Consider the following 11,969-nt stretch of genomic DNA (forward strand, 5'->3'; position numbering starts at 1 on the left):
TAGGCGGCGATTATGAATTTGTGATTGCCACACATGTAGATAAAGATCACCTGCATAACCACATTATCTTCAATACCACGTCAAGTGTTGACTTAAAAAAATTCCGATGGCAAAGAGGAACAGCTGCACACTTAAGAAATTATTCCGATAAAGTGGCCGACTATCATGGGGCAATGATCCTGGAATCAGCAAAGCAAAACTCGCATACAAAATATCAAGAGTATCGAAGAAAGTACGCTTTTCGTTTTGAATTAAAAGAACGTCTGAACTTTTTATTGAAGCACAGTACAAGTTGGGACGACTTCTTGCTAAAAGCAAAAGCATTGAGTATTGAGGTGGATCCAAACCATAAATCAAAAGAATATGGTCAAGTGATTAATTATAAATTATTGGATATGCCACAACAACGTCCCGCTCGTGATTATACATTGAACAAAAAACACCGAATCTATAATGAAGAAAATATTCTGGAACGTACAGGGAAAAATGATCCTGATGCCGTTTTTCATGTCGGAGAAATTGCTCAAAGGTATGCGGAACAAAAAGCAGAAAAAGAAGAATTGCCGGATCTCACATTTATCATTGAACCGTGGCAAATTCAAAAAGATACAGTGACAGGAATTTATGTAGAGATTGCTTATGGCCGTTTTGAGCAAGGTGTAGTGAAGATTCCTGACTACAAATTGGATCAGCGTGAAGATGGTCGCTATGAAGCACACTTCAATTATAAAGATACCTTTTATTTTTGGAGTGAAGAGCCAGGCAAAAATAATAAATTTGTAAAAGGTGCTTCGTTGGCAAATTACTTATCCGGTGAAAGTGGTTTGATGCCTAAAAGAAAGAATTCAGCTATTCAGCAGGTTAGGGAAATGGTTACGGCATTGAATATCCTCACTGCCCGACAAGTAAGCAGTCAAAATGCACCCAAAGTATTGGGCCAAGATTTCCATGACAACTTTGAAGCAGTACAAGAAGCAAGAGCAGCGTTAAAAGACAAGCTGCTTAAAGCAAACGAAAAATTAAAATTTGATCCGAAAAATACAGAGCTGTTAGCAAAAGTTCAATCACTGCGAGAAGAAAAAAATGAGCTAGAAAAGCAAGTTAAAGTATTTGAGAAACAACTGAAAACATATGATGCTGCAATGGGCATTTTAACAAATAAAGGAATGAGCGAACCAGGTGACTTTGAAAAATAAAAACTGAAGGAGTGGAAAAATGAAGAAAACAAAAGCGAAATGGTGCTTACTATTTTTATTGTGGCCTCTTTTGATTGTTGGGGCATGTGATCAAGTGTCACATAATCCACAGTCAATAACTGAAGCTATAAATATACGGAATGAAGGAACGGAACAATCCACTACGCAAGCAGCTGCTATAGATATGCCGATAAAATATGATGGTGTGAATCAAGAAGTTGTCCTCAATGATAATCGTCCAACGTTTACTGAAGCTGATTTAAATTTGTCAAAAGGTGTGTGGCAATCCTTTTCAGATTTAGATCAGTTGAATCGTGTAGGGATCGCAAATGCACTGATAGGAAAAGAATCATTTCCAACTGAAGCAAGAGAGCCGTTAACTGTTAAGCCTACAGGCTGGAGACAAAAGAAACTTTCAGACGGTCAATGGCTCTACAATAGATGCCACCTGATTGGCTTTCAGCTTACCGGAGAAAACGACAATATGAAAAATCTTATGACAGGTACCAGGCAATTCAATACTCCGCACATGTTGAACTATGAAAATCAGATCATGGATTATATCCGTTTAACAGGAAATCATGTTCGTTATCGAGTAACGCCTCATTTTATTGGCGATGAATTGGTGGCTCATGGTGTACAAATGGAAGCAGCCAGTGTTGAAACAGATGAATTTGCCTACAACGTTTATATTTTCAACGTTCAAGACGGCTATCAGATCAATTATGCGACAGGAGCTGCAACTAAAGAATAATGGAGGGAAATATAAATGACGAAACTAATTTACTTAACAGATACGTTTGAAGGAGACTATGGCTATTGCCTGGATAAAGAAAAAAATGTGATGGCTGAAAAGAATCGTAAAGGCCTTCATTATTATGATCAAAAAATTGCTTGTTCACAAAAGGATCAACACTTTACAGAAAGTGGGCATTACTTGTTTGATTATGTCCCGATGGTTTTTTCAAGGGAAGATTGGTTTGACGATGACGTAGAAAAGAAAAATGGTACTTGCGATGTCGTGATCACAGATATGATTTCCAAAAAGAAGCTAAAGCATTCTTTACAGCTGGCGACAATGTTTCCAAACAAAAGATATCTTCACGGGATACTAAGAAATGGAAATAAACGATATGGTGGCCTAACATTTTTAGTGGACAACTGTCTACATTCTTATTCTGAATTAGAGGCAACGGCTATTCTGGATCATAAGGAATTAAAAGCAAATCATTGTACGTCTTTACCTGTGGTTGACGTGGAGTTGACTTCCCTCCAGGCAAAAAGAAAAATGAACGAATCCTTTTTCCAATCAGGATCCATTTCAGATTGGTTAACGGAAGTTGATCAACTGGAGGAGCGCCTAAATAGTCAAAATAAATATGTCTATGGTGTCTTAAAAATTGATGAATACTGGCTTATTCCATTGGCAAATGGTGGAATAAACGAACTGTATACGTCTAAGTATGTGATTGTTCAAGCCTTCTCAGAGACCTGGTTAGTTGAAAATGGACTTCCAATTAATACACCGATTTTAGCTCAATCTGGAGACAGTAAAAGTGATCGAGAGGATATGTCGTCTGGCCATTATCGAATGGGTGGACAAGTTGTAATCTCTGATGAAGAGGCGACACTTCTTGCAGCAATCGATCGAGAGCGAGACGGTTATTTCATTATTCCTAAAGGAAAGGAATGCGGAGGAAGAATATATGAATTCAACAAAAAGCCAAAATGGGGAAAGAATAATCCAAGATCGATTTGTTGTGTGAGTGGTTTTCCATTGTTTTCGAGTGATTTTAGTTGATTAAATTAAAGAGAGGATGAATAAGATTGAAAGAAACAAAAGACTTAATTTTATTCTTTGTTTATGAAGATGAGGAAGGATATTTTGAGAATAAAATTTATGAGAATATTACAGGCTTAAAGGAAATCAGAGATATTATAACTGAAGAGGAAACACTTGTTTATATTTTAGCGGATGGATCCAGCGATGAAATTAGCCTGGACGATGTTGAGTGTTATCGATATGTATCGCATAATTCACATTTATCAAATTATGTACGCTCAAATGCTAGGGCTGATTGTGAATGGGACCAAGAAGGAAATTTGATTTCTGAAAGTAAATAAGTTTCCAAAAAATATCGTTTTCAGGAGAGGTGAAATTATTTGAACACAGAGATACTTTTTAGTAGTAAAAAACAAGATTGGGAAACCCCACAATATTTATACGAACAATTAGATAGTCAATACCATTTTGATCTAGATGCAGCAGCTAGTCATAGTAATGCTAAAGCACCAAAATATTTTACAGAAGAAGATGACGCTTTACAACAAGACTGGGGACTATATAATAGTATTTTTTGTAATCCACCATACTCAACAAAAATGCAAAATGAGTTTGTAAAAAAAGCGTATGAGACATATAAAAAACACAATAATACAATTGTTTTATTAATACCAGCAAGAACAGGGACTTGGCGATGGCACAAATACATTTTTGGAAAAGCAAGAATTGATTTTTTAGAAGGACGATTACACTTTGAGACAAATGGAAATAGGCACAAGATTAATGCTCCATTTGATTCTGCTATTGTTGTATATGGCGACTTAAATAATAAATGACGGTTTTGGTGATAGATTTATTTTATAAAATCTATCCTTTAAATCGGAAATGTAGTGTCAAAAAAATGGAGGTTGTAGTGTCAAAATGTTTTTGAAAAGAAGGAAAGTAAATAATACTCTATATTGGAGTTTAGCGGAGAACTATAGAGAAGGAACCAAAGTCAAACAACGTGTGATTCTCAATTTAGGAACTACAGATCAAGCAATTCAAAAATTATCTGAAGAAAATCAGTATGGTCATTTTTTAACTAAAGTAGCAAGTGAAGAAATGAAAACAGTAGAAAGTGTTACTGAACTGTGGGATCAAGTTTTTAATGAAAATTGTTTATTAGGCATGAAACGGATTCCAGATCATACTATAGATATGATTTTTTGTGATTTACCCTATGCAACCACAAATAACCATTGGGATAGTTTAATTCCTCTTGAACCACTTTGGAAAGAGTATAAACGGATCATAAAGAATAATGGAGCAATTGTTCTTACAGCCCAAACTCCTTTTGATAAGATCCTTGCTAACAGTAATTTAGATATGTTGAGATATGAATGGATTTGGGAAAAAACAACTGCTACTGGACATTTAAACGCAAAAAAAATGCTAATGAAGGCACATGAAAATGTTCTTGTTTTTTATAAAAAGCTACCTACTTACAACCCTCAAAAAACAACAGGACATAAGCCAGTAAATAGCTATACTAAGCACCAAAATGATGGTAGTAACTACGGTAAAACCAAAGTAGGCATTTCTGGTGGTGGTTCTACAGAACGCTACCCACGTAGCGTTTTAACGTTTGCTACTGACAAACAAAAATTAGCAATACACCCAACACAAAAGCCTGAATCACTTGTTGAATATTTCATAAAGACATATTCTAACGAAGGCGATTTGATACTTGATAATGCTTGGGGGAGTGGAACAACTGGAGTTGTATGTAAAAAAAATAATAGACATTTTTTAGGATTTGAAAAGGACAAAGATATTTATCTATCTTCATTAGAACGATTGAACAGTATGTAAATTTTGAGTATAGGCAAAAGTGATCTTGTGCAGCTGCAGCGAGATCACTTTTTTGTAGTAAATTATACGTGTAAATATACAGAACTTTACATAAGCACGTTGAGTCAGATTTCCGATGAAAGAAGCTTTTTTTTTATTAAAAACTATTAAAAACTATTGAATTTAATCGAATAGTGTGGTATTATTGTATTATAGATAAGAGAGAAAGAGGGAATAAACATGACAAAACTAACAGACTTAGAAATTATCGAATTGATGAATGATGTAGACGAAAAACTAGCAGCACAATACAATGCAACTCTTGTGTTAACTGGATATGGCGAATATTTAGAAACATTTAATGGATATCCTGAAAATGTTCAAAATCTAATATTAAACCAAGATATTAGTGGTGTTTTCAAAAATGCTGAAACAAATGAAGCAGATTATTTTGATCTTATTTTTGGATAAAGAGGAGCGTTATTGATGGGTGAACTAAATTCTACAAAGATCAACCGAGTAATCGAATTGCAGAAAATGTTAAAAGAAAATAAGTTTAAGGCTAATTATGTTGCTGAAAAAAGTGGTGTTACTAATACCACTATCAGCAACTTAAAAAAAGATAAGGTGAATCCAGAAAAAATGACAGATGGAATGCTTACAAAGCTTTCAAATTTTATGACTTCTCCGGACAATACTTATAACCAAAACACTAATACTAGAGATTACTATTTTGGTCAGCTGCTTGCGATCATGGAATTGTTGCTTGCGAATTTAAGATCAGGATTCGGTGTTAAACAAAATGAACTAGAATCATACAGTAAGAAGCCAGTTTCAACTTTCCAAAAAATGCATGAAAGTATTGTTTCAGGAAACTTAGAAACCTTCTTGGATCTACAGGATGAAGTCATGAGTATAGTTAGTAAGTTTGAGCCGATTGACTTTACAGACGAACCTCTTACGCCTAGTTACTTACTAGCCTATTACAAGAAACGTGCAGAATTAAAAGCTGATAAAAACTATTACCAGCATATCAAGTATTTTGATAAAAGAGATAAGTAGCTAGGTGTGAATCAAAATGAAAAGAGAGTTAGCACCCAAACCTAAGCGAGAGAAAGAAGCCCCTTACTTGTTTAAGAACAGAATAAGAGAAATACGAGAAAGTAAGGGAATGCTGCGAACGGAATTAAGCAGCAAAGTCAACGTCTCTTATCAAACAATGTTTCGATTAGAACGAGAAGAATTTTCTCCTAGCTTGTTGCTTGCCCATGATATTGCAGATGTATTGGGTCGATCAATTGACCAGGTATTTATTTTTGAAAAGAAAGAAGAATAAATCTGACACAAACTGATTGTGTCAGATTCTCTTAAATGTATGTTTCCCAAAAACATTCGTTTTACGTATAGGTATTTTTTTAAACTAAGTAAAAATAGAACCCTCTCTTTTTTGTCACTCTAATTGATAATTTGCACATTTTTTAAGTTACAAAATACACTATTATTTTTTAGTACAAATAGTAAATTAATGTATAATGGTTTTAGGAGTAATCCAATTAAATGTAAGGAGGGATTTAGTATGGGATTTGTCGTACAAAATACAGAAACTAAGAAATTTTTGGTTGAGAAACAAGGTCCTGTTAATTTAACAGTAAAGTCCAAAGAATCAGCTACAGTTTTCAATACTGAAGTAGAAGCAAGTAAAGCTGCTTCAAACTTTGAGCCATATGAATTAATTAAAGTTTAATAGGAAAAATGAAGAGTTAGGAGTAGTGTTATGAAGGATGTAAAATTTAAGACAGAATCAGGAAAATTAGAAACTGGCGAGAATCTAAAAATTACAATAGAGGGAAAAAGCAACATGCCCTTTTGGCACCAAGATTTAGTTTTTAAAGCTGCAATCGATCTGCTGCAAGGGATCGATGAAAAAAGATTTTTTGAGAATGGTGAAAATGGATATGAGGAGTATAATAAATTTGTAAAAGAACTAGAAGAAACATTATCGGGTTTAAAAAATTTTTATTAACAAATATTAATTTATAGATTGTTTATGAGTAAAATTATTTTACTCATTTTCTTTCCAAGATAGACTATCAAAACTTAAAAGTATTGATAGTGTTTGTGTGGTGTGATAAAATAAGGCTTGTAAGACTGTCATATCTTACTATCATAAATAAGGTGAGAAATGGGGCAAAAATTGTGATTTTTGGCTATGCAAGAGTGAGTACCTGGGGACAAGATTTAGAATCTCAAATTGTCGCTTTAAAAAAAGCCGGTTGCGAAAAAATCTACACTGAAAAATTCACAGGAACAAAAATAGAACGAAAAGAATTTCAAACGCTGCTTAAAGAATTATCTGAAGGTGACACGTTAGTCGTTACAAAATTAGATCGTTTCGCTCGATCAACTGTTCAAGGACTAGAGACTGTTCAAAATCTTTTCAAAAGAGGAATCAAAGTTCATATTTTAAATATGGGTATAATCGAGAACACACCAACTGGAAGATTGACATTTACAATTTTTTCGGCATTTGCAGAATTTGAACGAGATATGATTGTAGAACGTACACAAGAAGGAAAGGCGATTGCTAAACTAAATCCTGATTTTCGAGAAGGACGGCCAAAAAAATTCAGTAAGGATCAATTGGATCTAGCTATGGAATTGCTAAAGAAAGATACTACGAAAAATGTCTCACGTAAAACTGGAATAAGTGAAGCGTCTCTTTACAGAGAAAAAAGACGAAGAAAGTACCAAAACTTATAACTAAATCTATATTCGGTAAAACTACGTTAATGGTAGAGAGATTCTAAGCTCATTTCAACTTTTAAACTGAGGTGTTACCTTGAACAAGTAATCTAGTGATTACCTAAAACGACGTTTTAGGTAAAATAAAAAAGCTATCCCAAAACTAGGACAACTTCCAGTAATGCCAGCATTTAATATTCATTGAATCATTAATTATGCAAATTATCGAAAACGCTCGTTTTTGGTATAAAAACTTGTTCCCTTACATTTAATGTTAAAGGAATGTTGCAGCGTTGTCAATTTGAAATAGGATTAATAGGAGGAAAGAAAATGGAAGGAACAAAAGACTTAGTCATTTTTTATATCTATGAAGATGAAGAAGGCTATTTTGAAAAAAGTATTTATGAGAATGTTGTTGGACTAAAAAGAATTGAGAACATGGTTACTGAAGAAGAAACACTTGTTTATACGTCAGCTGACGGATATAGTGACGAAATAGCTTTGGATGATGTTGAATTTCACCGTTATGTCTCACATGACTCACACTTATCAAATTATGTACGTAACAATGAAAAATATGATTGTGAGTGGGACGAAGAAGGAAACCTTATTTCTAAAAAGGATCAGAAAGAAGAAGATAGGATGAACATGGAAATTAAAGAATTATACTATCAAGAAATGAACTATCCTGCTAAAAATGTAGAAATAGCTGCACCAAATTATTTACTGGAGATAATTGATGAAAATACAATTATTTTATTTAGGCAGCTACAATCACAAGAAGAGATAGAAGAATATAGAAATAAAATGCTCTTTAACTATAATGGAGATTTCTATTTAAACCTTGCGACTTTTCCTTCTAAATCCGAAGCTGAAAAAGCCGTACAGAGTTACTGGAGTGGGTTTGATAGTCTGCTTAAGAATATAGGTAATATTTCCAAAAAGGATCAGAAAGGAATTTAAGTATGTACTCAAATCTAAATACTAAGAAAATTGTATTATCAGGAAGAGTTTTTCCAACAGAACAAATTGATTCAGAAAAGTGGGCTAAATTAGAGGAAGCAGGATGTATTGATAAGTATTCAGGTTTATTGAAAGAGAATCCAATAACAAAAAAGTATCTTGCTGAGATTAAAGAGCCTACTTTAGAAGGACTGTATCAATTTCTCAAAAAGGATCAGTAGGAGGAGTGTGTATGTTGTTGAGTAAGTGTTTAAACGTAATAGCAGGCATTATTATGTATGGTTGCATATTTGTTTTGACAGTTGGCTTGATGTTAAATTTTGCTTTGCATGAAGTGATTGGTACTAAGTTGTATACTTTAGAAGCAGCCATTATTTTAGTCGTATGTATGGGATTAGCTGTTCTAATATCAAATTTCTCCGATAGATATGAACTAAGTAAATTTCATGATTATTGTGATAAGAACAATATTCCGCATACTTTAGATAATTACAATGACTATCAACAGAGATCTATTAAATAAGATAGTCCCAAAAAGGATCAGTAAAAGAAGTGTGAAATACACTTCTTTTTTAGTATAAAAAGATAATAATATCAGACATAACCATTGACTTTATAAGCGATAACGTGTATTATTTAATTGTAAGCGATATAGCTTATAATTATGATGGGAGGAATTAATTATGAATGAAACAACAAGAGAATTTAAAGAAAAGCAAAAACATGAAGGGCTGATCCGAATAAACAAATGGCAGCTAATCGAAAATGTTAAAAAGGATTTTGAAAATGGAGTTTTAAATTGTTCAACCGCTATTAATATTAACATAAATACTGGATCTGGAAATAATCAGGTAAGATACATTCCAAAATTAAATTGGCTCACAGGTGAGGAAAAAGAAATTGTTAAAAAATTTGAAACTGAATCTGATGGATTAGTATATCATGTTGTTAAAACTCAAACTGATATGGGAATAATGTACTCTCTTTTATATGTATGTAAAACCGAGGAAGAGTGGGAAATAGATCACGAAGATTTAGAAGATTTGACACAAGTATGTTATGTGCATAATGTATCATGTCCTGATTTTTCAGAATTTGGATCTTGTCTGTTTGAACAACGATTTGGAGGACTATTAAGAGTATTGTAATAAAAGAATTTGAGGTGAATGAATTGAATAAAACAAATAAAAAAAGTTGTCTGATTACGGCTAATAATCAAACAACAAACTAGTAAACACCTTGCAAATGTTCGCTATACTGTGATTATATCAAGTTATAGTATGGCGAACAACTTTTATTTGTTCTTCGTCTAAAGAAGGTGGAATAATACATGACTAAAAAGTATGAATTAAGTAGTGAAGATTTGATGACAGCAAGCGAAGCAAGTGAACGATGGGGTTATGATGAAGGATATGTCAGGCAGCAATTATCTAAGTACCCTGAAAAGTTCAAAGAAGGAACTATACGAAAGTTTGGTAAAACGTACATTATTACTCGTGAAGGAATGGAACATTTAACAGGAATGACAGAAAAAGAAGCAAACAGTGGATTATGGTTAGTTAGACATGAAAAAAATTGGATAGTGGATTTTGAACAGAGGGTTGATTTGGAGTTAGAAGCAAGAAACTTGATAGTTCAAAAAATCGCTGAAGAAACTAAGGAAAAAGACATAACTATTCAATTTGAAGAGTTGGATAGCAAAAGTAAAAAATCATGTGTACGTATAGAAGGAAATAGTATTTACACTTATGAAAAAACTAAAAAATAGTATTCCCAAAAAGGATCAGAAAGGGTGAAGTGAATGGAGACTTCAAAAAAATATCCCGCTTTGTTTAAAGAGCAGGAAGTTAAAATTTTAGATTGTATTGAATATTATGAAAAACGAGGAATTGAAATAACTGGTTTTTTTAGTAGTCGAACAGATCTCATAGAATCTTTGATAAATGAAACCTTAAAAGAGATTGAAAAAAATGGTTATTATATTATTGAATGGGGAAAGTTTGAAAATGCCACAAGAAAGTTTGTATATTTTTTTAAATATGGTAAACCTGTATTTATTTAAAGACCCAAAAAGGATTGGAAAGAAGGTTGAAAAATGTTTGAATTATTACTACCAACGTTGTTGTTAACAAGTATGTTTAATCATGATTCAGAAAAATCTGAAAAATACCAATTTCCTAATTTTCCTAAAGCAGAATACAAAGTTTGTAATTTGGATGAGTTAGACAGAATACCTATTGAAAATACTAAAGATAAACCTCCATACAGTTAATAAATTTAAAAGGTTTAATAACTATAATGGTTTCTATTCCAAAAAGGATTACTAAAAATGTAACAATGTTGTTAACAAATCAAAAAAGTGCTATAATAAGCATGCAAATGAAGATCAAGTATAACACTTAACCCCTAGAGAAGTCGGATTCTCTAGGGGTTTTTCGTGGGCTAATGTCGCCGTAGTGTAGTTTTACTTCTTGTTTTTGGTATTTAGCCAATACTCAAAAAGGGCAACTAATATCCCTACAAGAAGGGGGCAAATGATTAGTTCGATCAAGTATAACACCTCCTTTAGTCGCAAGACTGTCGGATAGGCGACACTCTATTATAACTTAATTTCGTTGTTCCACAAATACTAATTTTTGACTGATCGAGTAAACTATAAATTTGAAACTAATGGCTAGAAAAGAGTTAAGTAAGTGTATGCAATCAAATTTTTCGCAAATGTTGATATCCTCTTGTAGAATTTAAGAAAATATATTCTATTAGGAGGACTTTTTATGTGCGGTAGATACTTTTTAGATCCAGGGGAATCAGAAGAAATTGACGATATCATAAAAAATATTCAGTCTAAAAATATGGATGTCAAAACAGGTGAGATTTTTCCTTCCAACAACGTTCCTTTGATTGTGGGAAGGAAAAATCATAAGGTTGATGTAGAAGGAATGATATGGGGATTTCATGGATTTAAAAAAAGTCAGCTACTTATTAATGCCAGAGCAGAGACTGTTACAGAAAAAAAGACGTTTGCTTCAGCATTTAGTAATACTCGATGTGTATTTCCCACTACCGGATTTTTTGAATGGAACAAGGATAAGCAAAAGTTCTTGTTTAATGATAGTCACTCCACAAGTCTTTATTTGGCCGGATTCTATAAAAACTTTGAGGATGGCAACAGAAGTACAATTCTTACTACTGCAGCTAATCAGTCTGTGGATCAAATTCATGAACGTATGCCACTAATTTTAAAAAAAGAAATGATTGATCAGTGGATTTTTGATGAACAGTTTGCTGAGAGCTACTTAAAAGAGCAGATGCCTATGTTGATCAGTACTCCAGTTTAAGGTAGTAAAAGACTTATGCCCCGTGCATAAGTTTTTTTTGCTTTGGGCAGACTATCTCATGCTAGACAAAAAGAACTAATGTTCGTATAATTGTAGAACAAAGTCACTTCAAAA

The 11,969-nt window shown here is 33.1% G+C and carries 21 protein-coding genes; 20 read left to right on the forward strand and 1 reads right to left on the reverse strand.

What is annotated here, in order from left to right; genetic code table 11:
* The 19 genes from JZO69_RS14090 to JZO69_RS14180 all read left to right on the forward strand — a co-directional run.
* Window positions 1-1,196 (forward strand): relaxase/mobilization nuclease domain-containing protein (locus tag JZO69_RS14090; RefSeq protein ID WP_207113472.1); only part of this gene is annotated, 1,196 nt, incomplete at its 5' end.
* A 19-nt stretch (window positions 1,197-1,215) separates the two neighbouring features.
* On the forward strand, window positions 1,216-1,950 hold the full coding sequence (locus JZO69_RS14095) for a DNA/RNA non-specific endonuclease (protein ID WP_207113473.1): 735 nt from the start codon (window positions 1,216-1,218) through the stop codon (window positions 1,948-1,950).
* Between the two features lie 15 nt (window positions 1,951-1,965).
* The gene (locus JZO69_RS14100; protein WP_207113474.1) at window positions 1,966-2,997 is read left to right on the forward strand and encodes a hypothetical protein; all 1,032 of its coding nucleotides are present in this window, start codon (window positions 1,966-1,968) and stop codon (window positions 2,995-2,997) included.
* Between the two features lie 26 nt (window positions 2,998-3,023).
* Window positions 3,024-3,320 (forward strand): hypothetical protein, encoded by a 297-nt coding sequence (locus tag JZO69_RS14105; RefSeq protein WP_242586868.1) that lies wholly within the window; start codon window positions 3,024-3,026, stop codon window positions 3,318-3,320.
* A 39-nt stretch (window positions 3,321-3,359) separates the two neighbouring features.
* The gene (locus JZO69_RS14110; protein ID WP_207113475.1) at window positions 3,360-3,815 is read left to right on the forward strand and encodes a DNA N-6-adenine-methyltransferase; all 456 of its coding nucleotides are present in this window, start codon (window positions 3,360-3,362) and stop codon (window positions 3,813-3,815) included.
* Between the two features lie 85 nt (window positions 3,816-3,900).
* Window positions 3,901-4,833 (forward strand): DNA-methyltransferase, encoded by a 933-nt coding sequence (locus JZO69_RS14115; protein ID WP_242586869.1) that lies wholly within the window; start codon window positions 3,901-3,903, stop codon window positions 4,831-4,833.
* A 219-nt stretch (window positions 4,834-5,052) separates the two neighbouring features.
* Window positions 5,053-5,283 carry a hypothetical protein gene (locus tag JZO69_RS14120; RefSeq protein ID WP_207113476.1) on the forward strand — a complete coding sequence of 77 codons (231 nt, stop codon included), beginning with the start codon at window positions 5,053-5,055 and terminating at the stop codon, window positions 5,281-5,283.
* 15 nt (window positions 5,284-5,298) lie between these two features.
* On the forward strand, window positions 5,299-5,874 hold the full coding sequence (locus tag JZO69_RS14125; protein WP_207113477.1) for a helix-turn-helix domain-containing protein: 576 nt from the start codon (window positions 5,299-5,301) through the stop codon (window positions 5,872-5,874).
* A gap of 16 nt (window positions 5,875-5,890) precedes the next feature.
* A complete protein-coding gene (locus tag JZO69_RS14130) occupies window positions 5,891-6,148 on the forward strand; it encodes a helix-turn-helix transcriptional regulator (RefSeq protein WP_207113478.1) in 258 nt (85 codons plus the stop codon).
* Window positions 6,149-6,388: 240 nt separating this feature from the next.
* Window positions 6,389-6,556 (forward strand): hypothetical protein, encoded by a 168-nt coding sequence (locus JZO69_RS14135; RefSeq protein ID WP_207113479.1) that lies wholly within the window; start codon window positions 6,389-6,391, stop codon window positions 6,554-6,556.
* Window positions 6,557-6,586: 30 nt separating this feature from the next.
* Window positions 6,587-6,835: a hypothetical protein gene (locus tag JZO69_RS14140; RefSeq protein ID WP_207113480.1), complete on the forward strand. Its 249-nt coding sequence runs from the start codon at window positions 6,587-6,589 to the stop codon at window positions 6,833-6,835.
* A gap of 173 nt (window positions 6,836-7,008) precedes the next feature.
* Window positions 7,009-7,572: a recombinase family protein gene (locus tag JZO69_RS14145; RefSeq protein WP_207113481.1), complete on the forward strand. Its 564-nt coding sequence runs from the start codon at window positions 7,009-7,011 to the stop codon at window positions 7,570-7,572.
* A 312-nt stretch (window positions 7,573-7,884) separates the two neighbouring features.
* Complete coding sequence (locus tag JZO69_RS14150) at window positions 7,885-8,517, forward strand: hypothetical protein (RefSeq protein WP_207113482.1); 633 nt, start codon at window positions 7,885-7,887, stop codon at window positions 8,515-8,517.
* Window positions 8,518-8,519: 2 nt separating this feature from the next.
* Window positions 8,520-8,738 (forward strand): hypothetical protein, encoded by a 219-nt coding sequence (locus tag JZO69_RS14155; RefSeq protein WP_207113483.1) that lies wholly within the window; start codon window positions 8,520-8,522, stop codon window positions 8,736-8,738.
* Window positions 8,739-8,749: 11 nt separating this feature from the next.
* On the forward strand, window positions 8,750-9,040 hold the full coding sequence (locus JZO69_RS14160; protein WP_086347135.1) for a hypothetical protein: 291 nt from the start codon (window positions 8,750-8,752) through the stop codon (window positions 9,038-9,040).
* Between the two features lie 160 nt (window positions 9,041-9,200).
* Window positions 9,201-9,665, forward strand: coding sequence for a hypothetical protein (locus tag JZO69_RS14165; protein ID WP_207113484.1), 465 nt, complete (start codon window positions 9,201-9,203; stop codon window positions 9,663-9,665).
* Between the two features lie 182 nt (window positions 9,666-9,847).
* Entirely contained in the window at window positions 9,848-10,285 is a 438-nt protein-coding gene (locus JZO69_RS14170) for a helix-turn-helix domain-containing protein (protein WP_207113485.1), read from the forward strand.
* A 33-nt stretch (window positions 10,286-10,318) separates the two neighbouring features.
* Complete coding sequence (locus JZO69_RS14175; protein ID WP_207113486.1) at window positions 10,319-10,579, forward strand: hypothetical protein; 261 nt, start codon at window positions 10,319-10,321, stop codon at window positions 10,577-10,579.
* Between the two features lie 33 nt (window positions 10,580-10,612).
* Window positions 10,613-10,789: a hypothetical protein gene (locus tag JZO69_RS14180; RefSeq protein WP_207113487.1), complete on the forward strand. Its 177-nt coding sequence runs from the start codon at window positions 10,613-10,615 to the stop codon at window positions 10,787-10,789.
* 192 nt (window positions 10,790-10,981) lie between these two features.
* Here JZO69_RS14180 and JZO69_RS16890 read toward each other — a convergent pair whose 3' ends face one another.
* The gene (locus tag JZO69_RS16890; RefSeq protein WP_207113488.1) at window positions 10,982-11,077 is read right to left on the reverse strand and encodes a type I toxin-antitoxin system Fst family toxin; all 96 of its coding nucleotides are present in this window, start codon (window positions 11,075-11,077) and stop codon (window positions 10,982-10,984) included.
* Window positions 11,078-11,291: 214 nt separating this feature from the next.
* On the opposite strand from JZO69_RS16890, the gene JZO69_RS14190 reads away from it, so the two are divergent.
* Window positions 11,292-11,855 (forward strand): SOS response-associated peptidase, encoded by a 564-nt coding sequence (locus JZO69_RS14190; RefSeq protein ID WP_207113489.1) that lies wholly within the window; start codon window positions 11,292-11,294, stop codon window positions 11,853-11,855.
* The last annotated feature ends 114 nt before the right edge of the window (window positions 11,856-11,969 follow it).

Source organism: Candidatus Enterococcus ikei, assembly GCF_017316105.1.
Lineage (GTDB): Bacteria > Bacillota > Bacilli > Lactobacillales > Enterococcaceae > Enterococcus_L > Enterococcus_L ikei.

What these genes read in the sequence shown, in the direction of transcription:
- JZO69_RS14095 (WP_207113473.1), top strand. Translation starts at nt 1,216, where the DNA reads ATGAAGAAAACAAAAGCGAAATGGTGCTTACTATTTTTATTGTGGCCT.
- JZO69_RS14100 (WP_207113474.1), top strand. Translation starts at nt 1,966, where the DNA reads ATGACGAAACTAATTTACTTAACAGATACGTTTGAAGGAGACTATGGC.
- JZO69_RS14115 (WP_242586869.1), top strand. Translation starts at nt 3,901, where the DNA reads ATGTTTTTGAAAAGAAGGAAAGTAAATAATACTCTATATTGGAGTTTA.
- JZO69_RS14120 (WP_207113476.1), top strand. Translation starts at nt 5,053, where the DNA reads ATGACAAAACTAACAGACTTAGAAATTATCGAATTGATGAATGATGTA.
- JZO69_RS14125 (WP_207113477.1), top strand. Translation starts at nt 5,299, where the DNA reads ATGGGTGAACTAAATTCTACAAAGATCAACCGAGTAATCGAATTGCAG.
- JZO69_RS14130 (WP_207113478.1), top strand. Translation starts at nt 5,891, where the DNA reads ATGAAAAGAGAGTTAGCACCCAAACCTAAGCGAGAGAAAGAAGCCCCT.
- JZO69_RS14135 (WP_207113479.1), top strand. Translation starts at nt 6,389, where the DNA reads ATGGGATTTGTCGTACAAAATACAGAAACTAAGAAATTTTTGGTTGAG.
- JZO69_RS14140 (WP_207113480.1), top strand. Translation starts at nt 6,587, where the DNA reads ATGAAGGATGTAAAATTTAAGACAGAATCAGGAAAATTAGAAACTGGC.
- JZO69_RS14150 (WP_207113482.1), top strand. Translation starts at nt 7,885, where the DNA reads ATGGAAGGAACAAAAGACTTAGTCATTTTTTATATCTATGAAGATGAA.
- JZO69_RS14155 (WP_207113483.1), top strand. Translation starts at nt 8,520, where the DNA reads ATGTACTCAAATCTAAATACTAAGAAAATTGTATTATCAGGAAGAGTT.
- JZO69_RS14160 (WP_086347135.1), top strand. Translation starts at nt 8,750, where the DNA reads ATGTTGTTGAGTAAGTGTTTAAACGTAATAGCAGGCATTATTATGTAT.
- JZO69_RS14165 (WP_207113484.1), top strand. Translation starts at nt 9,201, where the DNA reads ATGAATGAAACAACAAGAGAATTTAAAGAAAAGCAAAAACATGAAGGG.
- JZO69_RS14170 (WP_207113485.1), top strand. Translation starts at nt 9,848, where the DNA reads ATGACTAAAAAGTATGAATTAAGTAGTGAAGATTTGATGACAGCAAGC.
- JZO69_RS14175 (WP_207113486.1), top strand. Translation starts at nt 10,319, where the DNA reads ATGGAGACTTCAAAAAAATATCCCGCTTTGTTTAAAGAGCAGGAAGTT.
- JZO69_RS14180 (WP_207113487.1), top strand. Translation starts at nt 10,613, where the DNA reads ATGTTTGAATTATTACTACCAACGTTGTTGTTAACAAGTATGTTTAAT.
- JZO69_RS14190 (WP_207113489.1), top strand. Translation starts at nt 11,292, where the DNA reads ATGTGCGGTAGATACTTTTTAGATCCAGGGGAATCAGAAGAAATTGAC.